The organism is Lonsdalea iberica, from assembly GCF_002111585.1.
GTDB lineage: Bacteria > Pseudomonadota > Gammaproteobacteria > Enterobacterales > Enterobacteriaceae > Lonsdalea > Lonsdalea iberica.
On record NZ_LUTP01000027.1, the window covers coordinates 21,526 to 47,032 of the forward strand.

Annotated in this window: 16 protein-coding genes, 5 tRNA genes and 2 pseudogenes; 13 read left to right on the top strand and 10 right to left on the bottom strand. The window is 49.3% G+C overall.

The window, feature by feature from the left end:
- Positions 1-3: 3 nt before the first annotated feature.
- The 3 genes from AU511_RS18000 to AU511_RS11435 all read left to right on the top strand — a co-directional run bounded on the left by AU511_RS18000 (position 4) and on the right by AU511_RS11435 (position 1,496).
- Positions 4-111, top strand: coding sequence for a DUF3289 family protein (locus tag AU511_RS18000; protein ID WP_420843451.1), 108 nt, complete (start codon positions 4-6; stop codon positions 109-111).
- On the top strand, positions 108-800 hold the full coding sequence (locus AU511_RS11430; RefSeq protein WP_094109749.1) for a hypothetical protein: 693 nt from the start codon (positions 108-110) through the stop codon (positions 798-800). Before AU511_RS18000 ends, AU511_RS11430 begins: the two co-directional genes overlap by 4 nt.
- A 117-nt stretch (positions 801-917) precedes the next feature.
- The gene (locus AU511_RS11435) at positions 918-1,496 is read left to right on the top strand and encodes a hypothetical protein (RefSeq protein ID WP_139829367.1); all 579 of its coding nucleotides are present in this window, start codon (positions 918-920) and stop codon (positions 1,494-1,496) included.
- A gap of 679 nt (positions 1,497-2,175) precedes the next feature.
- Here the strand turns inward: AU511_RS11435 and AU511_RS11440 are convergent.
- Together AU511_RS11440 and AU511_RS11445 are read right to left on the bottom strand one after the other, a co-directional pair.
- Positions 2,176-2,262, bottom strand: a tRNA-Leu gene (locus tag AU511_RS11440).
- Positions 2,263-2,269: 7 nt separating this feature from the next.
- Positions 2,270-2,343: transfer RNA gene (locus AU511_RS11445), tRNA-Cys, on the bottom strand.
- 1,611 nt (positions 2,344-3,954) lie between these two features.
- Here AU511_RS11445 and AU511_RS11450 point away from each other — a divergent pair.
- Positions 3,955-5,184: a hypothetical protein gene (locus tag AU511_RS11450; protein WP_167372026.1), complete on the top strand. Its 1,230-nt coding sequence runs from the start codon at positions 3,955-3,957 to the stop codon at positions 5,182-5,184.
- A 24-nt stretch (positions 5,185-5,208) separates the two neighbouring features.
- Positions 5,209-8,607, top strand: a complete 3,399-nt coding sequence (locus AU511_RS11455; protein WP_094109754.1) for a TIM-barrel domain-containing protein — start codon at positions 5,209-5,211, stop codon at positions 8,605-8,607.
- A 283-nt stretch (positions 8,608-8,890) separates the two neighbouring features.
- Here the strand turns inward: AU511_RS11455 and AU511_RS11460 are convergent, their stop codons facing one another.
- A complete protein-coding gene (locus AU511_RS11460; protein WP_094109755.1) occupies positions 8,891-10,822 on the bottom strand; it encodes an oxidoreductase in 1,932 nt (643 codons plus the stop codon).
- A gap of 1,344 nt (positions 10,823-12,166) precedes the next feature.
- On the opposite strand from AU511_RS11460, the gene AU511_RS11470 reads away from it, so the two are divergent.
- Entirely contained in the window at positions 12,167-13,309 is a 1,143-nt protein-coding gene (locus AU511_RS11470; RefSeq protein WP_094109759.1) for a cobalamin-independent methionine synthase II family protein, read from the top strand.
- Between the two features lie 223 nt (positions 13,310-13,532).
- Here the strand turns inward: AU511_RS11470 and AU511_RS11475 are convergent, their stop codons facing one another.
- Positions 13,533-14,720: a YbfB/YjiJ family MFS transporter gene (locus tag AU511_RS11475; RefSeq protein WP_094109760.1), complete on the bottom strand. Its 1,188-nt coding sequence runs from the start codon at positions 14,718-14,720 to the stop codon at positions 13,533-13,535.
- Between the two features lie 111 nt (positions 14,721-14,831).
- On the opposite strand from AU511_RS11475, the gene AU511_RS11480 reads away from it, so the two are divergent.
- The 3 genes from AU511_RS11480 to AU511_RS11490 are packed head-to-tail and all read left to right on the top strand — an operon-like array spanning position 14,832 to position 17,233.
- Complete coding sequence (locus tag AU511_RS11480; RefSeq protein ID WP_094109761.1) at positions 14,832-15,395, top strand: TetR/AcrR family transcriptional regulator; 564 nt, start codon at positions 14,832-14,834, stop codon at positions 15,393-15,395.
- Positions 15,396-16,526, top strand: a complete 1,131-nt coding sequence (locus AU511_RS11485; protein WP_094109763.1) for an aromatic ring-hydroxylating oxygenase subunit alpha — start codon at positions 15,396-15,398, stop codon at positions 16,524-16,526.
- Between the two features lie 44 nt (positions 16,527-16,570).
- Positions 16,571-17,233 (top strand): class I SAM-dependent DNA methyltransferase, encoded by a 663-nt coding sequence (locus AU511_RS11490; RefSeq protein ID WP_094109765.1) that lies wholly within the window; start codon positions 16,571-16,573, stop codon positions 17,231-17,233.
- Between the two features lie 892 nt (positions 17,234-18,125).
- On the opposite strand, the gene AU511_RS11495 is transcribed toward AU511_RS11490, so the two are convergent.
- The 4 genes from AU511_RS11495 to uvrY form a co-directional block, all read right to left on the bottom strand.
- Positions 18,126-18,201 (bottom strand) — tRNA-Gly (locus AU511_RS11495).
- Positions 18,202-18,341: 140 nt separating this feature from the next.
- Positions 18,342-18,890, bottom strand: a complete 549-nt coding sequence (gene pgsA / locus AU511_RS11500) for a CDP-diacylglycerol--glycerol-3-phosphate 3-phosphatidyltransferase (protein WP_026741056.1) — start codon at positions 18,888-18,890, stop codon at positions 18,342-18,344.
- Between the two features lie 59 nt (positions 18,891-18,949).
- A complete protein-coding gene (gene uvrC, locus AU511_RS11505; protein ID WP_094109766.1) occupies positions 18,950-20,788 on the bottom strand; it encodes an excinuclease ABC subunit UvrC in 1,839 nt (612 codons plus the stop codon).
- A complete protein-coding gene (gene uvrY / locus AU511_RS11510) occupies positions 20,781-21,437 on the bottom strand; it encodes a UvrY/SirA/GacA family response regulator transcription factor (RefSeq protein ID WP_026741054.1) in 657 nt (218 codons plus the stop codon). Before uvrY ends, uvrC begins: the two co-directional genes overlap by 8 nt.
- 626 nt (positions 21,438-22,063) lie before the next feature.
- Between uvrY and AU511_RS11515 the strand changes: the two genes are divergently transcribed.
- Complete coding sequence (locus AU511_RS11515) at positions 22,064-22,288, top strand: DUF2594 family protein (RefSeq protein WP_094101516.1); 225 nt, start codon at positions 22,064-22,066, stop codon at positions 22,286-22,288.
- 280 nt (positions 22,289-22,568) lie between these two features.
- Here AU511_RS11515 and AU511_RS11520 read toward each other — a convergent pair.
- Positions 22,569-22,643, bottom strand: a tRNA-Lys gene (locus AU511_RS11520).
- Between the two features lie 349 nt (positions 22,644-22,992).
- Between AU511_RS11520 and cycA the strand changes: the two genes are divergently transcribed.
- Positions 22,993-24,399, top strand: coding sequence for a D-serine/D-alanine/glycine transporter (cycA, locus tag AU511_RS11525; RefSeq protein WP_094101515.1), 1,407 nt, complete (start codon positions 22,993-22,995; stop codon positions 24,397-24,399).
- A 128-nt stretch (positions 24,400-24,527) separates the two neighbouring features.
- Here the strand turns inward: cycA and AU511_RS11530 are convergent.
- Positions 24,528-24,794 (bottom strand): annotated as a pseudogene (locus AU511_RS11530) (LysR family transcriptional regulator); the annotation flags it as partial.
- A gap of 371 nt (positions 24,795-25,165) precedes the next feature.
- Between AU511_RS11530 and AU511_RS11535 the strand changes: the two are divergent.
- Together AU511_RS11535 and AU511_RS17755 are read left to right on the top strand one after the other, a co-directional pair.
- Positions 25,166-25,241, top strand: a tRNA-Asn gene (locus AU511_RS11535).
- Between the two features lie 194 nt (positions 25,242-25,435).
- Positions 25,436-25,507, top strand: a pseudogene (locus AU511_RS17755) (Arm DNA-binding domain-containing protein); the annotation flags it as partial.

Sequence of the window (25,507 nt, forward strand, 5' to 3'; positions counted from 1 at the left end):
ATAATTCCAGGGTTCCTAGGCTGGTTTATCCTGCAACATATGAAGCAGTTCGGGTATAAACCATTCATCACCGTTATGGAAATGAACTACCCCATCAAGGGAACACTATGAATCTCACCTTTGCTTTTCTTGTTGTTAACTACCTACTCCTAGTCGTGGGACGACTTTATCAATTCGATGAAGACTCCTTTTTGTACATGCATTATTCCACGATGCTGCCATTGATATTGATCCTGAGTCCTGTATGCACGCTTATCTTTATACGCCGTCGATTTGCTCATAAATGGCGTTATGCGGGATGGAATATATTTCTATATGCTTTTACGTTGCTGTGGATTAATTATATTGGCCCGGCATCAGCCTATTTATCTTTTTCTGCGCCGACGATTAGACTTACTGGAAATAATATTCATTACGTGACAAATAACCCACCAAAAAGCCAGCAAGCACTTATTGATTTAATTATGAGTCACTTCAAACAACACCCTTTTAATAAAAACAGTGATGAATACTCTGTTATTTTTTATGTGAAAAGTGTCGATTCTCCACTGAGTGGCAAGAGGCCGTTAGCTCACTGGTGGGATCAATCCATGTTAACCGAATATCAGAGATATCAAGATACCGTAAACTATGAATTAGCCTCTATGGCATTCCTCAATAAAAAAAATGATGACTATTTCAATGGTCTCACACGGTTTTGGCTCTATAACGACTATGCACATGCCTGTAATGGTCATCAGTCAGAAGTTAATATTATTGATATAAAATCAAATGGCATCCAAGACCCTACCTGTGATTAACCCTAACACGCTATGAAACTCACTTTTATTTTTCTAGTAATTAATTATCTATTGCTAATTATCGGCCGTTTATATCAGTTCGACAACAGCACATTCCTGTGGACGTATTACTCCACCATGTTGCCGCTGATCTGGCTTATTGCCCCAATATGCATCATTGTATTTCTGTGCCGTCGCTTCCGGCAGAAATGGATTTACATTGGCAGCACGCTGGCGCTTCATGTCGTTATGACGGTATGGGTTAATTATATTGGGGACATTTCCACGAAGTTTACCTTTGGGACAGAGGCCATCTATCTAGGTCAGGATGAACGCTTTGTCGTCGCCAATCCACCTCAAGGGCAGCAGGCTTTGATTGACTTGATAATGAAGTATTTTGAACAACATCCCTTTGATAAAAAAGAAGATCGATACTATGCCAGTTTTTATCGACGTAGCGTGGATACACCGATAAGCGGTGAAATTCCGTTAACGCATTGGTGGGATCAGTCGCCCACAGGCCCCGACGAGCATTACCTAGACATTACCGATTATCGGATCAGTAGCTTCGCTTCTTTTCATAATGTTAATATCGAGCGGCTGCGCGGTATTATGCGTTTTTGGTTTAGCAACTCTTATAATCTCACATGTGAGAAAAATCAGAACTCTATTGTAGATATCACCCCCAATGGTAACCAAGACCCCACCTGCGATTAACCCCACTAGGCAAAAACAGTGCGACGCTGAGCACCTCGTTCAGCGCCGCATTGAGACTCGGCAGCAGCTCGGTATGCAGGGGAATCGCCTGCTCCGTCTACCGATGTACCGCCATCCAGCCGTCATCGTTAAATACCGCATAGCTATCCACCGGGCAGTCAATCAGATTGCCCATGCATCCAGCGTGCAAATGTCACTCAAACTTTTGTCGCTCTGGGGACGTGCGCCTACAGCAACAAATGCTGTTCGCCTTCAAGTTCATACCCAAAACACGTTTGGTATAGGGATGTTTTTCTGGGGAAGCCGCTTAGAAGTCATCGTTGTGGATTTTACTCACGGACAACGCCATATTGAATTATCAAATGGCAGGTCCCGCGCATGCTCATTAGACAGACTTATCCGCACCCTACCCTGAGGTGGTTCACTCCGGCCAAATCCGCCGAAAAGTTACCGGTGGCGGCATTTTACGCGACCCACCTGATTCGATTTTTTTGATGAGGGCAGAAACAGATGTGGGATGCAGATCTGTTCATTTTTTGATTCGACGACAAACTATTACGACTACAAAAATCTCTGTCGTCGCTTTTTGTTATTAAGATTTGTTTCAGACACAAAAAAACCGCCATAGGGCGGCCGATGACTTTTTGCTAGGAGATTGATTATTATGGGTTTTATTCAATGGTGCCCAGGGCGGGACTTGAACCCGCACAGCGCGAACGCCGAGGGATTTTAAATCCCTTGTGTCTACCGATTCCACCACCTGGGCCAAAAGCTGGAGGCGCGTCCCGGAGTCGAACCGAGGTAGGCGGATTTGCAATCCGCTGCATGGCCACTCTGCCAACGCGCCTTAATTACTTACCTACATTGATAATCATCATGCAGTTTTGAATGGGGACCAGATTGTAATTTCTCTTCTAACCAATTGATTAGAATCAACTTTCTTATTCCCTAACCAGGAATGGACGCTATTATGGACTGGTTAGGAATGGATGGCAAGCCCTTTGTACACCACAAAATATCAAGTGCCTAAAAGTTGATCTGCTCGCATTATACAGCCCGTCATCGCAACAAGGGAGCACCATTCCTCCCTGTGAAGCCTGTATGCCCGAAGACCGCTTAACGCCTTTGCAACGCCCTCATCCTATCTCTTGGCAGCATACAACGATAGGCGCGAGGTGACCGGCGCGTTCCCCGAGACACGGTTTTAAGAATAGACGATATGTCGATTTAAAATCAGCTGCCCGAATTTATCGAGTATGCCCTCCGTCTTCACCTCGTGAGGTCATCACAAAAAGCTAAACTAAGCGGTCAGGTTGACTCGTGGTCGCTTTACATAAGTCGGTGCATTGCCCGCTGTCGCTTATCCTCTTCTCTATGATAGAGAGCATCAAAAGTCTCCAAACATGATGGCCAGCTCTTGCAAAGCAAAAAACTAAATGGACCTCAATGGCGGGTTGCATAAATAGAATACGCTGAGACATAAACTGATGCGTATTACTGCTTAATTGATAAGCCAATTATTTTAGCTGACTATTTCTCATTCAATGTGCTCAAACCCCGTTAAATAACACGTCGATTGAGACTGTATAGTTACCTCCTTTTAGCGGTGGGATAGAAAATATAAATGACGTGATATTAATTGTCTATCAAACGCTGATGCTGCCCTCACATAGTGAGCCTTAATTAGCAAGTGGAATAAAATATGATTTTATTCAAAACGCTCTCTATCTTTGACCAAGAACAGGATGTTTATACAAAGACCCGTTAAAATGCACATGAATGGAGAATCGAGTTTTAAGGAAGATAGTTTTATAGGCTGTCAACAGTGCATATAAACACACAGTCCTAATAAATTGCTTGCTGTGTACTGTGTTATTCAACGTAGTTGCAACGCCTTCATTGCACTTAAACAAATTAATAATAATTAGAAGGGTATAGATTGCATGGTGAGTTAACTAATAATATGCCCTTCGAGAGGTCTACGACACTGTTTATCAATCGAAAAAGTGGGTCACTGTTAAGTGATGCCGTCGTTAGTCAAAACATGGGAAATGTATTTCACCTATTGGGCGGATGCGTGCAGGCCTAACTGCGAACAGGCGCCGTTTACGCCAGCGATAGATTGTTTTTTCGTAACAACACGCGCGACAACGACGGTAATATCGACCGAAATTTATCCAACAATAACGACAAATAATAGCCCGAGTGCGACAGTCATTTTTAGAAAGTACAGATTTTAAAATAATGGCGAAGAGTTATTTACATCGATTTATCGATTGTGTTCTCCCTGTCTATCGAGATCGCAACCGATAAATTGATGACAACATAAATCAAATATCACCGCCGACATACTCTGTTTTCGATGTCAAACCAGACATTCTGAAATGAGGTATTTGGGTGGCCGTCATTTTAATGACAGATAACAGAATTGTTAATTCATAAATACTTAGAGGTCATAATGAAAACTCAATTGAAGAATAAATCGGCAGAGGCTTGCCCTTTATCTCAACAAGAGGAGAATCAGCGCACGCTTTCCCGGAGAAAATTCCTTCTGTATGGAAGCTGCGTCGCCGGAACGGTCGCGCTGGCTGGCACCGCTCATAAGACGATGGCAAAAGAAGCCGCATCCACCACCGCCGCTACGGCGAAATGTCCTCCTGGGGTGATAGCCTCCTCCTGTGTCGCCGCTGACCCGACATTGGCTCCCGGCGCGAACCCCGCAGCGCCCAAAACCGTCACCATCACTCCCCGCGCTGCTGAAAATGTCGTGACCGAGTACCCTTTCAACGGCGGACTGTTGTTCGGCGTCATGGTCAGTCGTCTGCACGAATTCGATACCACAGGCCTTTTCGCTCATCAGGACAACACCGACGTCATTCTTACCAATCTGGGCACTCAGCCAGTCTTGGTAGCCGCGACGTCGCACGTCAGCAGCGATCTGCACAATGATACTCCGCTGCGTCACGCCGTCCCCTCGCTGCAGAGCATCATTATCCGAGCCGGCGCAGTGATTACGACCGCTGACGCCTCCGCAAACGGCGTAATCTCGCTGATTCAGGTCCGCAATACGCGCAATGTCGAATCGGACGTCTTTTCACGTGATACCCAGTGGGCCAAATACGCTTTCCCGGCGGGAACCCCTGCGCTTCCGCTGTGGATCTCCAATCAGCTTCATCTGAACCACAAGATTCAAGTGAATCCGTGGCAGTTGACCGGTTTGCCAGCGCCTGCCGGCAGCAAAGTCCTGCCTTACGAGCTGTACGTCAATCTGTGGTGGTTGCCGGCCGGCTCTGATGCCGGAATCCACGCCGCTCATGGCAGCAACTTGTTCGAGGTCCATACTCAGTTAATTGGCTGTGGCCGTATGCAAAAGTTCACCGACATCGACAAAGCCCGCGCCGCCATAGCAGGCAAACGCCCCGTACTCCCGGAAGGCGGCGTTGCATCGCCGTTTGACACAGGCAAAGCCTTCCCTGAACTCTATGAAGAATTTAGACTCGCGCCGGGAAACACGCATCTGCCGATGCCGATCGTCACTGAATATGACGCCTGGAAAGGCGTGTCGGACATTGCCAAGAATGCCAGCATGGACGATCCCTGCTTCTTCTACCCACCTCATCAATATTACGCCGATACCGATAGCGTTTGGATTGCCTTTGAATTTCACCGTTCAGCAGACCAGCACTAATCGAATATCAAGGACAGCGTAATAATGAAAAACAGAGAACTTCCCGCGTCGTGGCGTGCTTATAACACCTATGACTATGTCCCTGTGGACGATTGGTCCGTCGGCGACGATATTGAACTTTATTCGGTTTACTGGGACGGAAAACCCCACTCTCCCAACGGTTTTGACACGGACTGGACGATATATATCAATGCCAAAGCCAAACCGAAATCTCGCTCGGCAACCGCTGAGCGGGACGTTTATCTCGTGCTGCAGGTCACATCCTGTGAGAAAGATGCCTTCCGGGTTCGGTTTGCGCCTGCCGCCGCCAGCATCAACGACTACCCGGAAAAAGTGTATGGGCCCATCGTAGTAGAACGCCTTGAACAAATACGCCGATATGAACAGGCCGCCGGCTTCCATCCTCTCCTGCGCTGGAATCGGGATGGCGTCAGCATTCAGTTACGGTCTATTCAGATCCAGTTTTTACGGGACAAAGACGATTTACTGTCGATCCAAATCAAGCGGCTGTCAGACGGTGCGGTCACGGATATCTCATCCGGCCCGCTATGCCACGCCAAACCTGGCGTCGGCACCGTCGCGAATATGAAGCGCAAAGCCGAGTCGGCAACGCACTACTTTGGTCTTGGCGAAATCGTGAATTACAACCTGACCGGGAAAAGCAATGCGACCGTCGGGCACGCTATCGAACAGTGCTATAGCTACAGCGGCTATTCCCTGTTGGATCATACCGGCTCGCAGGTGACCTGCTACAACTATGACAACCTGTGGTACAACCAGCCGGAAGTCTTCCCGGTCAAAGCGAAGTATAAGGATTCGTTCAAGGCCAATGCCAACATTCCGCTATACCTGAACGCCCCCTTCTATATTGAACGCGCCGTCGTGGAAGGTCAGCAACAGTTTCTCGGCGTGTTTCTCGATAATACCGGACAGAGCTATTTCTCCCTGAAACATCCCTCTCGCGACGCCAATGCCGTTGAGGCCGGAGTTCAACACGGCGAGTTCGACTGCCACTACATGTTCGCGGAGCAAGGTTCAGGCGTCATGGATGCCTTCACATTCCTGATGGGCAAAGGCAATCTGGATGCGCCGAGTCAGAAAGAGATCACGTTGAACGATCGCGCGGTGATGCCGCCCAAGTACATCTTTGGTTATTTCCAGGCCAAATACGGCAGCCCCGGCCTGCTACGCCCCGATGATGTCAACGATCCAATCAAGGTTTACGTTGAAGATATCGTCAAGGGACACCAAAAAGCGGGTATTCCGATCGAAGGTTTGGGGATCGACATCGACATACAGGAAGACAAAAAAGTCTTCACCATCAAAGACAGCTTCTGGACGAAAGGTAAGGTAGACGAAGGGATCTCGGTATTCGATTGGGCAGCCCAGTTCAATCTGCAGTGCCAAACCAACATCACGCCGTTTATCCGCGCGGACAAGGTCGCCTATAACCCTGCGGACACCTCGAAGAAGCAGTATGCCACCGCTCAGGGGCTGATCGAAAAGGGCTATTGCGTCGCCAATGAAGGTGAGTCCAACATACCCAAATTCCGCGGTCCTAAGCATGAGAGCGACTATCCGGGCCTGACGTTCACTCGCATTGGGGAGACTAACTACCCCGATCAAAACCTGCTGGTGCTGGATTACGGCATCAACGCGCAAACCGCCGAGCGCGACATGATTGGCGCGGTGGTCACCGACTATGGCAATCCGGATGCGGCGCGCTTTTGGGGCGAGCAGTATACCTATCTGCTGAAAAACGGGCTGGGATTCGTCTGGCAGGACATGCCCGCACCGGACTCCATGCCTCACGTCGAAGACGGTAAAAATTTCGCGGATACGGAAGCGCCGCGTAACCAATTCGGTTGGTCGCTCACCGGCGAGTCGCCCAGCGACGACAGAAGGAGAACCAACACCTTTAACTGGCGCAGCTATCACGGTCAGCTCCATTTGACCGATCCCCGCTTCGGCGACGGTCGTAAAACGCCTTATGTCGAACTTCGCAATTTCCATGCGTATATGCTGGCAAAATCCAGCTACGAGCATGGACTCAGCGCGCATGAAGATCTGCTTAAGGGTTACAAACGCAGCTATATCATCTGCCGCAGCGGCTATCCCGGTTTGCAACACTACGCCGGTCACTGGGTGGGCGATAACGCCTCGACCTGGCATCATCTGCAGGCGACGCTGCCCATGGTTCTCAATCTGGGGATGTCCGGCCTGCCGATTTCCGGTTCGGACGTTGGGGGGTTCGCGCCGGGCGAGGCGCCGGAAGATCCCGCCAGCGTCTTCTACGGCGACCAACACTGTCGCAACCATAACCCCATGGTTTATGACCGGCTGGTGCTGGGACCCGACGACATCGACATCGGCGACGTCTGCGAACACGAGCTGATGACTCGCTGGACTCAGGCTGCGTGCCTGTTGCCTTGGATGCGCAACCATTACGATGCGATGAAACCCTATCAGGAAATTTATCGTTTTAGCGAAAAGGCACCGGTCAGCGGTACCCGCACATTCGCCGATATCATGTCGGCCTTTGTCTGTTTCCGCGTGCGCTGGCATCACCTGCTGTATGACGCCATGTTTCAAAACACTCAGACCGGTATTCCGATCTTACAGGCAATGTGTTTATGGCAAGGCGACGACGGGATCTTCGATAAACGCAACAAAGACGTACTGGCGACGCAGTGCTTTATCGACGGCTCCGTGCTTTATGCGCCAATCATGACGCGCAGCACTGCCGGTAGCGGAGCGGCCTACTTGGCTGAAAAAGAAGTCTACTTCCCTAATGCGGTCAAAGGACAGGCCCTGAACTGGTATCGTTACCATGTCATCGAAGACACGGTGGATATCGCGAACCCCATCAAAGGGGGACAGCGCCTTACCGTCAGTGCCGATATCACCAGCATGCCGCTGTTTATTCGAGAAGGGGCTATCATTCCTGAGCGACATACGCAGTCCGATCTGCAGGCGCCGTTCAAAAATATTCAGGTAATGGATAAGTTCGAGCAGCCGCTGGTGTTGGCGCTATATCCGCTTGGGGAGTCCGACGAAGGCCATCATCAGCTCTACTGGGATGATGGCGGTGTGACCCGTTCGGCAGAACGCCAAGGGCAGTTCTCGGTGATCGACGTTCGCCAACGTCGAATCGAAGGATCGCTGGAGGTTAGCCTGACACCGCGCAAGTACGATTACCCGCTGTACGCGTTTGTCTACCTGCGCCTTCGCACTGACAAACCTGCGTTGCAACGGCTGACGGTCGGCTCGTCTACCCTCAGCACGCGGGTAGATTCGACGGATGCCCTCTTCAATCATGAAGGAGAGGCAGCTTATGTCGATCCTCGCGGCAGTGTCTGGATTAAAGTCAGCACCCGCACGCTATCCGCAGCCCACGCGTTGACGATGAATATCGTGTCATAACGCATCGGGTCTTGTAACGGGCAGGCCTCTCGCCTGTCCGTTATTTCTCTCTCCTTTCCTACCTCCGCTCAACCTCTTCTCACGCTTCTGCTCTGTATAGCACGGCCACGCCACGTGTCATCACATCGTGCCGTTATTACGAACGATCAGGAAAGAGAAAACAGGAGAGGTGTGGAACGAAGAGGGACTAGCGGCAATAGATAAAAACACGGGCCTTCCATTCAGCATGAAAAGCCCGTGTTACGAGTGTTACACGCCGACGGTCATCGGCGCTGTGATTCGGTTAAGCCAGGCACATACCGGCGTCGAAACCTTCACGCGCAGCCACCAGCGCATTGCTGGTTTTGACGGCGCCGCCGATGACGATCGCATCGTCCACAACCCCTTGCAGCTCTTCAGCCAGTTCTTTTACCGGCGCATATCCCAGTGCGATAACGACCGTATCCGCTTCCAACTCCATGCGTCCTTGCGCATTTTCGAGAATCACCTGATGCTCGCCAATTTCGCATAGCTTGGTGTTGGGGTACTGCTTCACGTCGTACTCTTCCAGCACGGACATCAGATGCAGCTTGCTGACGCCATCCAGTTCTTGCAACAGGCGGTCGCGCATTTCAACCACGGTCACCTCTTTCTGCTGCATGGCCAGATGTGCCGCAGTTTCGCCACCCACTTCACCACCGCCCGCGATAACAACACGCTGGCCGGTGACCACGTTGCCCAGCAGGACATCCTCCGCCAGCACCACGTGCGGCTGGTTGATACCCTTGATCGGCGGAACCGCAGGTTTACCCCCCGTCGCGACGATGACGGAGTCCGGACGCGCTTCCGCAACGATCGCTTTGGTCAGCGGCGTATTCAGTTTGATCTCCACACCTAGCTTTTCCAGTTCCCGTCCCAGCCAGGCGGTGTAGGTCGCCAGCTCGCCTTTACCCGGAGGGTAAGCCGCAGAGCGGAACTGACCACCCAGATAGCCGGTTTTTTCAAATAGCGTTACTTTGTGGCCGCGCGTCGCCGCCACGCGAGCCGCTTCCAGTCCCGCCGGTCCCGCCCCCGCGATGAACACGCGTTTAGGGCTGGCGACTTTGCTGTAATCCAAACTGTTTTCACGCGCCAGCGACGGGTTGACCAGACAGGTAAATGGCACGCCAAGCGGCAGACTGGCGAGGCAGCCCTGCATACAGCCGATGCAATAACGGATAGACGCTACATCGCCCGCTTTTGCTTTGTTAGGCAGATGCGGATCGGCCAGTGAACCACGCCCCATCGCGATGAAGTCTGCTTTGCCCAGCGCCAGAACGTTGTCCGCCATACGCGGATCGTTGATGCGGTTCACGGTGATGATGGGCATATTCACCGTTTTCTTCAGCTCTTCGGAGAAGGAGACAGCCCAAGCATGGCCCACGTACATGGGCGGAACGGTACACGCTTTGTTGCGATCGCCATACACGCCCATGGTCATATGCAGCGCATCCACGCCCCACTCCTCGAAGATCTGCGCCAGCACGCGCGTCTCGGAGATATCGCGACCGCCGAGGAAACCTTCGTCAGCGGAGAGTCGGATGGTGACCGGGTAGTCCATCCCGACTTCTTTACGCACCGCCTGATAGATCTCTTTTAAGAACAGAATTCGACCATCCAGGTTGCCGCCATATTTGTCAGTACGTTTATTGGCGTAAGGCGATAAAAATTCGGCAATCAAATAACCGTGGCCGGCATGAATTTCAACTCCATCGAATCCCGCCTCTTTCACCCGACGCGCGCAGTCGGCGAATTCCGAGACCAACTGCTGTATTTCGTCAATACCCAGCTCACGGGGCATTTCTTTCAACGCTGGACACGGGATTGCGGAAGGCGCCACCGGCTGCACACCGCCGTTGACATGTTCTGACGTCTGGCGGCCTGCGTGATAAATCTGGCAGAAGATTTTGCTATCGTATTTATGGATAGTGTCGGTGAGTTTACGGTGGCTGGCGATTTGATCGTCGCGCCATAACCCACCAATGTATTTACAGCCCATCGCATTTTCGTTGATGGCATAGTTCTCGGTGATGATCAGCCCCCAGCCGCCTTTTGCTTTTTCTTCGTGATAGGCGATATAACGGTCTGACGCTGTACCATCGCTATTACACAGGTTGGTGACCATCGCGGGGACAACCAACCGGTTAGGTATAACGCACTGGTTAATCTTTTCGGGTTGAAATAATTTCTTGAACATATTTTATATTTTTCCTGCTAATGAATATAAAAGATATTATTCTAATAGCATCAGAAATGCCTTTTAAAAAATATCGTCCTCAAATTTCATTATAATAATCCGCACCATTCTCAAACAATGGCTATTTATTGCTACCCATACCAACATTGAAGCACATCAAAATAACCCCAGAAATAAGACCTGCAACCAAAATAAATAAAAACAAAAAAGATAATAAGATGTTTGATAAATGAAGATAATGTCGTTATCGAATTGTGTTGAATGGATAGGTGGCAATTAGTCAGTGTCAATTATCATTCGATCGATCACTAATTCGGCTTTCAACATCACAACATAATTTGACTCAGCGCGTTTGTCCGTAATCGCCCGCAATGGCTGTAAATGATGCTTGAGCACCACGATGTTAGGCTCGATATGCACTGACAGCGCAGCATGCGTAATGCAGCCCATACGCCGAGACACTCGCCGCCTCGCCCGCGTGCATCTACTTTGGAACTCTGATCTCGATTGCTGCTAAATAGAAGGCCGCCATAGAGGCGGTCCTCTTCCCGAGGATATTATTATTCCTGATTATGACGATTACTTTTCGTCGGCGGGATGTGATCGCCATTATTGACGCGGCGATCGTTAACTTTATCAGCGTATACATTATCCGCATCCTAACACCGTCCATAATTCGCTATTTTTGGCGATGTTTATCCTGACCAGTTTTAGCCATTTTTTACTTCTCGTCTGAATTTACACTCAACTGCCGTGATGCAATCATTAATTACGCTGTTTTCTTGAAAATCTATATGTTGTTTTCAACTAAGCACAAGGAAAATATAACTAAGGCTTTGGGGGTTATTTACGGCAAGATTATTGATTGACGGAATCAGAACAAATTTCCGTCACCCTAACCAGTCTGTCGATATTGCCAGTGTCGTGACTTCTCGATTTCCGCCACAGCAAGTACAGCTTTTGTTGCCTGTTTTTATCCGCCGGTCCAGGGTAAACAACCGCCATTCAACATGTTAACGCCAGCCGCCACCGTTTCGTATGGAGATCCCCCCACGCGCTTTTGCCGTTGCGCTGTATATTTCATGTTATTTTTTGTTGGATTATCAGTTGTGTTAGGTCTGGTGATTCAGGCCGCTATTTAAATGAAACAATCTATTCGACCACGGCAATCTGACGGAATTTTGTCAGGCGCGAATATGGATAACACCGAAAGAAAATGAGCAGCAGAAATCAAATTATTCTATTAACGCTGTCCCCGACTTTCCTCCGCGACCCAAAGCATGCTATGACATGTTTTTATTTCCTGCGCGATAGCAGACTAAACGAAAAAACCAGGGGGAAAAGATGTACAAAGTAGAACAAGTTGGCTCTTTGCTTCGACCAGAATGGTTAAAAGAGGCGCGTGCGCGTTTTCAGGCGGGAGATCTTTCAGCGGTGGAGTTCAAACGGATTGAGGATCGTGCCGTACGCGAGGCCGTTGCCGTACAGGAAGCCGCTGGCGTGGAGGTTGTGACCGATGGCGAGCAGCGTCGGTCGATGTTTTTCTCCTGGTTTTTTGATGCGCTGTCCGGTTTTGATCTTACGGCATCGTCCAATTTTCCCGGCCTACAATGGCGTGGCCTGAAAGGCACAGCGCAGGCGGAAAACGTAAAAACGCCCGTCGTCCCCGTCGTGACACGGAAACTGGCGCGAAAAAAAGCGGTATCGGTTGAGGAGTTCACTTTTCTACGTTCCATCACCGATCGCCCCAAGAAGATCACACTCCCCTCCCCGCTTCTTGCCTGGTCCTTCTGGTCAGCGTCGCATTCGGCGGAGGCCTATCCCGATATCTTCGACCTTTTTCATGACGTCGCCAGACTGCTGCGGAAAGAAATCGAAGAGTTACGTGATCTCGGTTGTGAATATGTGCAGATTGATGCGCCGGAACTGGCGATCCTCATCGACCCTCAGTTAAAAGAAGCGGTGAAAGCCCAGACGGGCATCGACACAGAGCGCCTACTTGACGAAGGGATTGCCTGCATCGACGAAGTGGTCAACGGCCTGGAAGGGATAACCACCTGCCTGCACATCTGCCGCGGAAATAATGCCGGGCAGTTCTATGCCGAGGGCGGCTATGAGAGCATCGCCGAGGCCTTGTTCAAGGGCGCTCGGAGCTTCGACCTTTATTCTCTGGAATACGATGACCCTCGTTCGGGCAGCTTTGCTCCCCTGGCGCGAGTTCCCGAGGGCAAAGGGGTTATTCTTGGGTTAATTTCTACCAAACACCCGGATCTGGAGGCTAAAGACCTGCTCAAGGCACGTATTAGCGAAGCGAGCCGTTTTATCCCGCTCGAACGCATCGGTCTTTCACCTCAATGCGGCTTCGCTTCAACCTGGGAAGGTAATCCGCTGACCATGGCAGACCAGAACCAAAAACTCCAGTTGGTCCGCGAGGTGGCGGAAGAAGTACTGCAGGCGCCCGCCGGTCAATCCACCTCAGCGGACTAACTAAATTGATAAATTGATGGGGAGTGATCCGCTATAGGCGGACTGCCACCTCCCATCTACCTTCACGGCCCCTAGGAGATGAAAATACCTATGGGCCGTTTGGTTTTATGTCTGCGACAGTCGAACCAAAGGGAATGATGGGATTAGTATTAAAGGGTGACAAAACACCTGCACAAACAGAATAACCGAAGGTCCGACCGGCAAACTCTGGCTGAATCGTGGTTCATATCGCATTGCTACCCAGGGCACGTGTTGCATTTTTGCAAGCCAGACAAGGGGACAATGCCACTAAGGCCGCCAGATTAAACACGAAAGCTTGCCCATAAACGCTTGCAATAACACCGCTCGCCGTAGGTCCCGCCGCCGCGCCCGCGGTAAAGAGTAGAAACGTCACCCCAAATCCCACGGAGGGACGATTCGGGAAAATAGCCATACTCCATACCCCAAGAAGACCGGTGATGAATATAAACGCGGCCCCAAAAACTATCCCGGAGGCCAGCACTAGCAGGATTATATTGGGAAACAGACCCAGGATAGCGAGCGCAATCGAAATCGCCACCATGGTCAAAGCAAGTACGTGTCCCAGCCCTTTATTGTTAACCGCATCCCCCGTTAGCGCGCCCAGAAATCCAGCGAAGCCGGTGACCATCCAAAACAGCAAAGCAGGATCTTTGATGCCCCAGGTTCCCGGCAAAGAACGGCTGAGCGTTTCAACAGAAAAGGTCCAGTAAATAGCAGTGACAAATCCCGCGACGATCGCAACGGAATACAACGGCAAAGCCTGCGGCAAAATTAAATCTCGGAGACGGAAAGCATCAGCGGTAAGAGACGACGCTCTAGTCTGATGGAATACCCTTTTTGCTGGCGCAAGCCAAGCGGCCAATGCACCAAATACAATCGCGCAGGCCGAGAAAAGCCACCAGGCGTATTGCATGGAAACCGAGGTAAAGGCAACAAGCCCGGCCGAAACAATAATCCCTGCCCCCGTGCCGGAATTCATTATCGTGAACAGGCGATTTTTTTCCGTGCTATTAGCGACAGCCGTCACCCAGTCGGACAAAGCAGGAAAAATAATCCCTGGGCTAGCGCCCGAGACAATGACGCCGATGGCCAACATCACAGTCGAAGAGGCTTGCGCGACGATGGCTGTCCCCAACGCTGCACAAAAAGCGCTGGCGAGAAGCATCGCGCGAGGTCCAAAACGACTCGAGCCCCATGACGCAATGAGCGTTGCAATCAGATAGCCCGCGTAAGACCCACTACCTATTAACCCCTGTGTTGTTTTATCCAGGGAGTACCGATGAATAAATTGAGGAAGATAAAGGCCGTAGCCATAGCGAGCCATACCAAACGTCACACCGACCAAAGCGAGGCCCGAAAGTGCAGTGAGTATCAACTTTGCTTGTTTCATTTTACCTCGAGAGGATTAAAAATTGACCATGAATATACATCAGTGTATATATTTGGACAAATGATTCAAGTGACATGTCGATAAGGCCTTGTCCAGATGGAGTAACCGGGCATGATTCAATACAAGACAATAATTGCGCAAAAAGCGAGTGACCTGCTTTACCGGAGAGGATTTTCTGACGTTTCTGTGGGAGATATTCTTGAGTGCAGCGGCGCTTCACGAGGCACTTTTTATAAATATTTTTCGGATAAAGAAGACGTAGTATGCGCGGCGCTTGAATTCAGGGACCAAGAGTTCCGGGATTTTATCGCTAGAGTCACTGCGAACCAGAACTCCGTGACAGATTATATCGACGCGCTATTCGGAGCGCTCCTGTCCTGGCAGCACGTAAATGGCTTTCACGGTTGCTTATTCCAAAATGCTTTAACGGAATACCAGCATATGTCAAAACGCGTAAAAGCTATCGCCAAAGCGCACAAGCAGGCATTCATTCAGCAAATCACGGATTCGTTAATCATTTTGGGGGTCCACCGCCCCGATCACGCCGCAATGACCGTCACATTGTTGATCGAAGGGGCCGTCGCGCTTGGAAACTTCTTCGGTCCGGAAGCCAACATTCATCAGGCCCGTGACGCGGCAATTGAACTTTTAGTCAACAAGAGGGAGGAAACCTAGATGTCTACTCCACATGTAGATTCGTTAAGAAAAACCCGAACATCGCTCGAAAAGACTTGTGACAAAGCGATTGGACTACCATCCGCAAGCTATAGAGAGGAAGATTATTTCAATCTAGAAAAGCAGGCCATCTTTAATAAACGATGGCTTTCTATTGGATTCGCTAGTGATGTCCCGAATACTGGAGATGTATGGCCTATAGAAATCCTCGGAAAAAATTTATTTATAATACGTGACGGCAATAAAGTCCGGGTATTCCACAATTTTTGCCCACACCGCGGAACATTGTTAGTTAGGGGAAAAGAAAAAGATATCAAACAATTCATTTGTCCCTATCATTCATGGTCGTTTGACTTAAACGGGCGCTTAATCAGCGCAACCCATAATAAAGACTGTAATAAAACAGACTTTCACTTAAATGAGGTAAGGTCAGCGATTTGGAATGATGTGATATTTATTAATTTTTCAGCAGATGCTCCCAACCTGAATAAGGCTATCGAACCACTGAACCAGCGTTGGAAATATTTTGATTTCAGTCAGCTTCATCCCGGAGGTGAAATGACTTATGATTTCCCAGCGAACTGGAAACTCATTACTGAAAATTTCCTGGAGAGCTATCACGTTCCTTCGGTTCATCCCAGGTTAGCCACCTACTCTAAGTTTAGTAACAGATATCCCATTTTTTTTAATCAGGAATTTTTAGGTCAGGGAAGTCGGGTTTATAAACCTGAGGTCACTGAATACGAGTTACCTCGTTGGCCGGGAGTCTCCGGTGAACTTGAATTCCAAGCTGAATATATTGCGATATTTCCTAACACGCTCGTTGGCCGCATGCCAGACCACGTTTTCATCTGGACGGTTACACCGCTTTCCGCACAGCGAACCATTGAACGTCTGAAATTTTACTTCATCGGTAACGATGCAACGCATAGCCGGTTCGCAAAAGATCGAGAAGCCACGTTAAAAAGATGGAAAGAAGTCAATGATGAAGACTGTGAGATTGTTTCTCTAATCCACGCGGGAAACAGCTCTGAAGCTTTTTCAGGAGCGCGTTTCGTCCCCGAACATGAAAAAACCATTTATTTATTCCAGAATCTGGTTCTAAAAGAAATATTAGACTGCGTTGAATAACTGCATTTTTCCGAATTGGATTAAGTAACAATGAGGAGCTATATATGAGTAATCCCTTCGCGACCATTCACTCGGCTCATTTACTCAACGGTGATTCCGGTAAAATTAAAGATTATTATCGAAGATGGGCTTTACGCTACGAAGAAGACGTCAAAAACGAGCACTATAATGGGCCAGGAGTGATAGCAAGCATTACCCATATGACCTGTTTATCTTATCTCGGTAAACGTCCAGAACAGACACGAATACTGGATGCCGGTTGTGGAACGGGGCTGGTTGGTAGTGCGCTCGTTGAAAGGGGATTTAGAAATATTGATGGTTTTGACCTGTCTGAAGATATGGGAAAAATCGCTGCTCAAACGGAAAGTTACAAGAATATCTGGACTGATATCGATCTCAGCAAAGAATTGTCCCACTTACCTCCCTCACCACTAGAACATAAATCCTATGACATTATTGTATGCTGCGGGGTGTTTACACACGGCCATTTGGAGCCTAGCGCACTCTTGACGCTTCATCGTTTCGTCGCGAAAGGTGGCTTTATAATAGTTAGCACCCGCAACAGTTATCTTGAACGACATGACTTTGAAAAAACCAGCCGACGTTTACTCCAGCAGCGGTATTTCTCCTCTGCATTGTGTTTACCGAATGCGCGATATATCGGCGAAGAGCGCGCGCATTATTGGATCTTTCAAGTGGATAGATAGCGTTAAGCTAGCTTGATCAACCCTGCTTATCGCTATAAGCGATGTTGAAACCAGCAACATCGTGTTTGCACGATTTTTCAACTGATCAGCACTAATGAGGTTCAGTGGAGACGGCAATCTCCTATCATCATGAACGGAGTGATTTGTGCGTCATAGCGAGCGCATTCATCCCCCGCGTCATCATCGTTTCATTTACCCACTCCGCGCCAGTTCGCGAATACCTGCCGCCTCCTCCATCGACCAATCCCGCGTAAAACATGCATAACATCCCATGTCTTTACGTCGGAAACCGGCAGACTACTCAACGGTGACAGTACCTATTTGAGCAAGATTAGGTTAAATGCGACAGCGTAGTTCGCCGTCCGCACCGCCTTGAAGTCGCGCCAGTGACGGAATAACGCGTCACAGGGAATCTGTGCTGCGTCCTTGGATTGACGGCGTAAGCAGATCGTGACCCGCAGCCCTGGCGCACGCAATTCGTCACGCTGCTGGCGAGCCTGTTTTTATGGCGTGTGGGGAAGGTAATGAGCAATATGCGCTGCCATTCACCCGACAACGTGAAAAGTAAGTGCCATTTCCTCGCACTTTTACCGGTCACGAACAGTGGCAACCGTCGGTATTGTTAAACGGTAGTGCTTTGCTGGTGGTTCGTATCGGGCGACGGCATGGGCTAGCATCAAGGAAATGCCATCAACAAGGGAGAAGAAAAATGCACCGCATACAGAGAAGCGCTCCAGCAGGCAGTACACTTACTTCTTGTTGTATTGACTGCGCAGCATTTAGGCGAAGTTGAGCGTGGTTTTCAATGATGTTTTACAGAAACAAAAAAAGAGCCTTTCGGCTCTTTTTTCATAGTCCCGCAGAAATCAGTATCTATCTGCGCAACAAAATTTGGAGCGGGAAACGAGACTCGAACTCGCGACCCCGACCTTGGCAAGGTCGTGCTCTACCAACTGAGCTATTCCCGCGTAACCGACTGACTTCATCAGGTTAAGCAACTGGCAAGCCATGCTTGCTGTCGATGCGGTGCATTCTACTGACCTGACGCGGCGAGTCAATCAAATTATCGGCCAGGATGAATCACCCGTTGTTTTTTACGCCAGCTCGATTAATGTTCGAACAGATCGTGCCGTGACGCGTTCAAATATTGGAACATCGACCAGAACGTTAGCACCGCAGCCACGTACAACGCCGCAATGCCAATACCTTCAGCCAGGGGTTCGGGACGCCACAGCAATGCAAACAGCGCCAGCATCTGGGCCGTGGTTTTCACTTTGCCGATCCAGGAGACTGCCACACTACTCCGTTTCCCAATTTCAGCCATCCACTCGCGCAAGGCGGAAATGATGATTTCACGCGCAATCATCGTCGCCGCAGGCAGTGTGATCCACCATGAGTGGTAATGCTCGGCGACTAAAACCAAGGCGACGGCAACCATAACTTTATCCGCTACCGGGTCAAGAAAAGCCCCAAAACGTGTCGTCTGTTTCCAACGACGGGCCAGGAAACCATCAAACCAGTCAGTGACGGCCGCGCCAACAAAAATCACGGCGCATGCCAGAGGTGCCCAGGCGAAAGGAAGATAAAACGCCAGCACAAAGAAAGGAATTAATGCAACGCGAAACAGGGTAAGCCACGTAGGTATATTAAATTGCATAGTTCTTTTGATAACTGTCTGGCCGGAGTGGGTTTTGTGAGTATGTTGCTACATTGTCCCTAGTGTTTCAATGCATAGTAAATTTTTTCTGCCAAAGAGGAAGAAATGCCCGGCACATTAGCAATTTCTTCGATGCTGGCATTTTGAAGCGGTTGCAGCCCGCCCATGTACTTAAGCAACGTTTGACGACGCTTCGGCCCGACGCCCTCGATCAATTCCAGACTACTGGTATTTTTAACCTTGGCTCTCTTCTTCCGATGGCCGGAGATAGCGTGATCGTGGGAATCATCACGGATATGCTGAATGACATGCAGCGCTGGCGAGTCCGGCGGTAAAGCGATGCCTTCTCCCGTCGCCTCGAAAAACAGCGTTTCCAATCCGGCTTTGCGATCGCTTCCTTTCGCAACGCCGAGAAGCAGCGGCTTCGTTTTATCCCAAGGGACTTGCAGTTGATCGAAAACGGCTTTCGCCTGACCCAACTGCCCTTTCCCACCGTCGATGACGATGACGTCCGGGATTTTACTGTCATCCAGCGCCTTGCCATAACGCCGTTTCAACACCTGCGTCATCGCTGCGTAATCATCTCCTGGAGTGATCCCGGTAATATTATAGCGTCGATACTCAGAACGGAGAGGGCCATTGGCGTCGAAGACCACACAGGAAGCGACCGTCTGCTCCCCCATCGTGTGACTGATATCGAAACACTCCATTCTTTTGATTGCAGGCAGCTGCAAAACGCTGGCTAAGGCGGTCAAACGCTGATGGATGGTCGATTGCTGTGACAGTTTGCTGACCAGCGCCGTATTGGCATTCGTTCGCGCCAGCTTGAGATATCGAGCACGGTCACCACGTGGACGACTTTGTATTTGCACTTTGCGTCCGGCAATTTCGGTCAACGAATCCGTTACGAGCTGTTGCTCGGGCAATGAGAAATCCAACAGGATTTCTGTAGGCAGCGTCCGGGTAATGCTTCCCTGAAGGTAAAACTGCCCCACAAAAGTTTGGACGACCTCAGCCAACTCGGTGCCTCCCGGAATTTTGGGGAAGTAACTCCGGCTGCCAAGGACCTTGCCTTGACGAACGAACAAAACATGTACGCACGCAAGCCCCGCATCAAAGGCTACGCCTATAACGTCAAGATCTTCACCATCGCCCGCACCAGAAACAAACTGTTTTTCCGTTACCCGACGCACAGACTGAATCTGGTCGCGTATCCGCGCCGCCTCTTCAAAATTCAGTGTCTTGCTCGCGGCTTCCATCTGGGCTATCAAGCGCGTCAACACCTGCTGGTCTTTGCCCAACAAGAACAGTCGGACGTATTCTACCTGCTGACGGTACTCTTCATCGCTGACCAGTCCAGAGACGCAGGGCCCGAGACAACGACCAATTTGATATTGCAGACACGGTCGGGAGCGGTTGCGGTAAACGCTATCTTCACACTGACGGATAGGAAACAGCTTTTGCAAAAGCATCAAGGTTTCGCGAACTGCATTCCCATTGGGGAAAGGCCCGAAATACTCGCCTTTCGCATGTTTGGCGCCACGGTGAATGGATATCCGAGGATGTTTATCGGAGCTCAGGAAGATGAGCGGATAAGACTTATCGTCGCGCAGCAACACGTTGTAGCGAGGTTGATAGCGCTTGATGTAGGTATGTTCGAGCAGTAAGGCTTCCGTCTCGGTGTGCGTGATAGTCACATCGATCTGGTGAATGCATTTGACGAGCGCTTCCGTCTTGCGGCTACCCACGTTGCGACGAAAGTAACTGGAAAGACGCTTTTTCAGGTCCTTCGCCTTACCCACGTAGATAACCGTATTGTCAGCATCATACATACGGTAAACGCCAGGTTGGCTGGTTACCGTTTTCAAAAACGCCGGGGCATCAAAGCTTTCACTCACTACTGGTCAACGTCTCCGCATTAAAAAGACCGTGCCGGATGGCAAGGTGGGTCAACTCCACGTCCCCGCTGATATTCAGCTTGCTGAACATCCGATAACGGTAACTGTTCACCGTCTTGGGACTGAGGTTCAGTTTATCTGAAATCTCGACCACTTTCTGCCCCTTAGTGATCATCAGCATAATCTGTAATTCGCGGTCGGAAAGGCATTCCAAGGGTGTTTTTGTTTGCGGAGCCAACTGACTCAGCGCCATCTGCTGAGCGATATCGGAGGCGATGTAACGTTTCCCGGCATGGACAGAACGAATGGCGCAGATCACTTCCTGAGGTGTCGCGCCCTTGCTTAGGTATCCTGCCGCGCCGGCCTGCATAACCTTGGTAGGGAGAGGACTTTCTGTATAAATCGTCAGCATGATGACTTTTATTTCAGGGGAAAATCGCACGATTTTGCGTGTTGCTTCCAGACCGCCGATACCCGGCATGTTCATGTCCATCAGGACTACGTCCACGCTATTGTTGCGACACCACTTGGCCGCATCCTCACCACATGCGGCCTCGCCTACCACCTTGAGGCCTTTGATGTCGTCAAGAATGCGCCGTATCCCTGCTCGCACCAATTCATGGTCATCAACAAGAAAAACGCTAATCAAAGAACAATTCTCCAAAAAGAGAGTAACACTTAAAATTGCTTATTCCCGTGGTGATACTCTATGGCTTAATTACGATGAATACACTTTTCCATCAAAAATGTATTTTTAGTGACTGTATGTAATAGATTTCATATTGGTTATATGTTCTCGTGACGTCAACAGCAATCTGTTTGACTACGATACATCATGATTATTACAAAAACCGAAATTTTAAGGGAAAGGGGCTACAGACACCTTAAAATAAAAAACAATGCCAAATCAACACATTAAGAATAATCTTTCTACATATATATGTTATGACCCAGCTTAAGGAACGATTATAGCCGCACTTGTGCCTCAGGGCGACTATTTTCTACAGCATAAAATGCATCCTAAAAATACCAAAATAGTGCCATAGATATACATCTTTTCGGTATTAAAGCTAAAAAGTACATTTATAAAAATATAACCACTAGCGAAATAATATCCCTAATTCCATATATAAATACAGGCTATTCATTAACTGAAACCGTACTGCGATTACCTATGTTATAATGCGGCCCAATTTTTTGGTATGTCCGTCATTTTCAGGGTCTTGGCGACATAACAGTTCGATCTTACTGGACTTATCTTTATAAGGAGCAAATATGAATAAGGCCGATTTTTCGACAGAAACCTCTGTCGAAGCTCTCGCTCATGAGGTGACCTGTCTTAAAGCTGTACTCACACTGTTGCTGAAATCCATCGGTCAGGCCGATGCCGGTAAAGTGATGGTAAGAATGGAAAAATATATTGATCAGCTGGAAGATCGCAATCAGTCTGACGTTCTTAGTCATACGATGAATCAAATCAAAACGGTGTACCGCAGATAACCCCCCTCCTGCCGGTCAGTATCCGCCGATCGGCAAGACCTCCTTTGCTTTGACTCGAGGTGTACGCAAAGAATCATAGTGCATCCTGACGAAAGCATGCATTCCCAAACTCGATACAGAGCCGATCGGTTTTCTTATTGTCCGTTTAACATTTCAAACACATATTAGAAATAAAATACATTTTGTATAACAATGAAAATCTATTATCACAAGGGTTTTGGTTTTTCAGATAATTGAGGGGGAGAAAAATATAATAAAATAAGCGGCGTGAAAGAAGTGTTGGTGGGTCGTCGGGGCTCGAACCCCGGACCAATTGATTAAGAGTCAACTGCTCTACCAACTGAGCTAACGACCCAACGGGGACGGATTATTACCTCCCCGTTGCCTTCTGTCAAACAGTTATTATTATTTTTGAACTTGAAAACGAGAAAAAATTTGAATTGATGATGGATGACAGAGTAGCTGGTCTCTTCAGCGCCAACTGCTTCATTTTTATATTGTATGACCATGTCTAACTCTTGATTGCTATTATTTTCGTCTGCCTGAGCATTATTTCACCATGCTTAAATCACGTCATTTTCTCTCTATATAAGCATCGCTGTCACAGTGTGATATTATTGCCCGCTTTCAACATGAAAAGCCAAGAGCCACGCAAGAGCTCAATAAAACACCACATCACGGACAAGAACAGGAAACATACTTGAATGTCTGAACAATCCAAAACGGTTACCCAGACCGCCGAAGCGAAACCGCATGGCGACCTGCGGAGAAACCTCAACAACCGACACATTCAGCTCATTGCTATCGGGGGCGCGATCGGTACGGGTCTTTTCATGGGGTCGGGGAAAACAATCAGCCTGGCCGGGCCCTCTATCATTTTCGTCTACATGATCATCGGCTTCATGTTGTTCTTTGTCATGAGAGCGATGGGCGAACTCTTACTCTCAAACTTGAACTATAAATCCTTCAGCGATTTCGCGGCGGACTTATTGGGCCCCTGGGCCGGCTTTTTCACGGGTTGGACATATTGGTTCTGCTGGGTCGTCACAGGAATTGCCGACGTCGTGGCCATTAGCTCTTACGCCCAATTCTGGTTTCCCGGCTTATCACAGTGGATATCCTCCTTACTGTGCGTCCTGCTCTTGTTGACGTTGAACCTGGCGACGGTAAAACTTTTCGGCGAAATGGAATTTTGGTTCGCCATGATTAAAATCATCGCCATCGCCGCCCTGATTATCATCGGCGCCGGGCTGGTCTTTATGCACTATCCGTCCCCCTCAGGAAATACCGCCTCCTTCACCAACTTGTGGAGCCATGGCGGCATGTTCCCGCAGGGTCTTACCGGATTTTTTGCTGGTTTCCAGATCGCAGTGTTTGCCTTTGTCGGCATCGAACTGGTGGGCACCACCGCCGCCGAAACCAAAAACCCGACGGTCGTTCTGCCCCGCGCTATTAATGCGATTCCCGTCCGCATCATCATGTTCTATGTTTTCTCGCTGGTGATGATCATGTCGGTCACCTCTTGGGATCACATCGCGCCTGACCGCAGTCCATTCGTAGAGATGTTCATTTTGGTCGGTCTGCCTGCGGCGGCAAGCGTCATTAACTTTGTCGTACTGACTTCCGCCGCATCCTCCGCCAACAGCGGCGTATTTTCCACCAGCCGTATGCTGTTCGGGCTTGCTAAACAAGGTGATGCTCCGCGACGCTTCAGTGTGTTATCGAAGCGCGCCGTCCCCTCTGCCGGGCTGCTATTCTCCTGCACGTGCATGCTATCCGGCGTTGTGCTGATTTATCTAATCCCGAACGTCATGACCGTGTTCACGTTGGTCACCACCGTGTCGGCGATTTTGTTCATGTTTATCTGGAGCATCATCCTCTGCTCGTATCTTGCCTACCGTAAACAGCGACCACAGCTGCATGAAACGTCGCAGTACAAGATGCCGCTGGGCAAATTGATGTGCTGGGTATGCCTTGCATTCTTCGCGTTTGTCCTAGTATTGCTGACGCTTCAGCCGGATACACTCCAGGCGCTCATCGTGACGCCAATATGGTTCCTGATATTGACCGTCGTTTATATCTTGATGCGTAGGAAAAAACAGCACGCATGATTAGCAACGACCATGGAAACTGAACGTTTCATGGCCGATTGGATATCTAAGGGATAGTCATATCGGGTGGCAAAACGAAGAACGGCCGGCAATGTATTGATTGCTGGCCGTTTTCTTTTTCAGGCGTTAACAGTCTGTCGAACTCCGTTAACGGCCGTCTTAGCTTGTTCGCACTGGTGTAAAATGGCTTGCGCATGGGAATATAAAACTTTACCTGCATCAGTCGGGGTAACGCCACGGCGACTGCGCACCAGCAATTGCTGTTCAAGTTCGCTCTCCAACGTGGCGACTTGTTGACTCAGCGCGGGTTGCGCAATGTGCAGCAACTCTGCTGCCTGCGTGAGGCTACCGATATCTACAATTTTCACAAAGTATTTGAGCCGTCTTAGATTCATGCGTACCTCCAGAATGGTTACCTCACAAGAGGTAGCAAGAACTACGCCAAATCCAAATCGCTCAGGAAAAAAATGCGTTTTAGGACTTAACTTACTTATAAATAAGTAAAAGCAATGGTCGCCGAGCACAAGGTTTCCACCTCAGCGCTCACTAATCTCAGCCCGACTCCCCCCGCAGCACCATGATGGTGCAACCGCTGCCACGGTGAAGTGCATATTGGGAAATATCGTCATAGTCTTCATAGCCGAAAATGTCCACTAAATCCGAAATTTCAATGAGTTGATCATAAGTTCATCAAACGATCACGGAGATTCGTATCTTGCTTTGACAAGCCCCGCCGCTGCCGCTATCATCCACCGCACTTACCGATTCCTCTGTAGTTCAGTCGGTAGAACGGCGGACTGTTAATCCGTATGTCACTGGTTCGAGTCCAGTCAGAGGAGCCATATTTAGAAAAGCCCGCTTCAGGAAACTGAAGCGGGCTTTTTGCTTTTACATGTACCTGTGCAAGATCTTGTCGCGTTTTGGCAGGACTAAGCAACGAAAAGGCGTTCTGCTGCCTTTTCGTTTACCCTCCGCATCGTGAGAATTTGGTGGTTAGATTTGGGGCCAGATTGGTTCGATGACGGCGTGACCCCAAATGTCTCTTAACGACTCAAAAATCCGCAAGTTAAAATCATCCGCTAATCCCTTCAAAGTTTCCGATTCACAC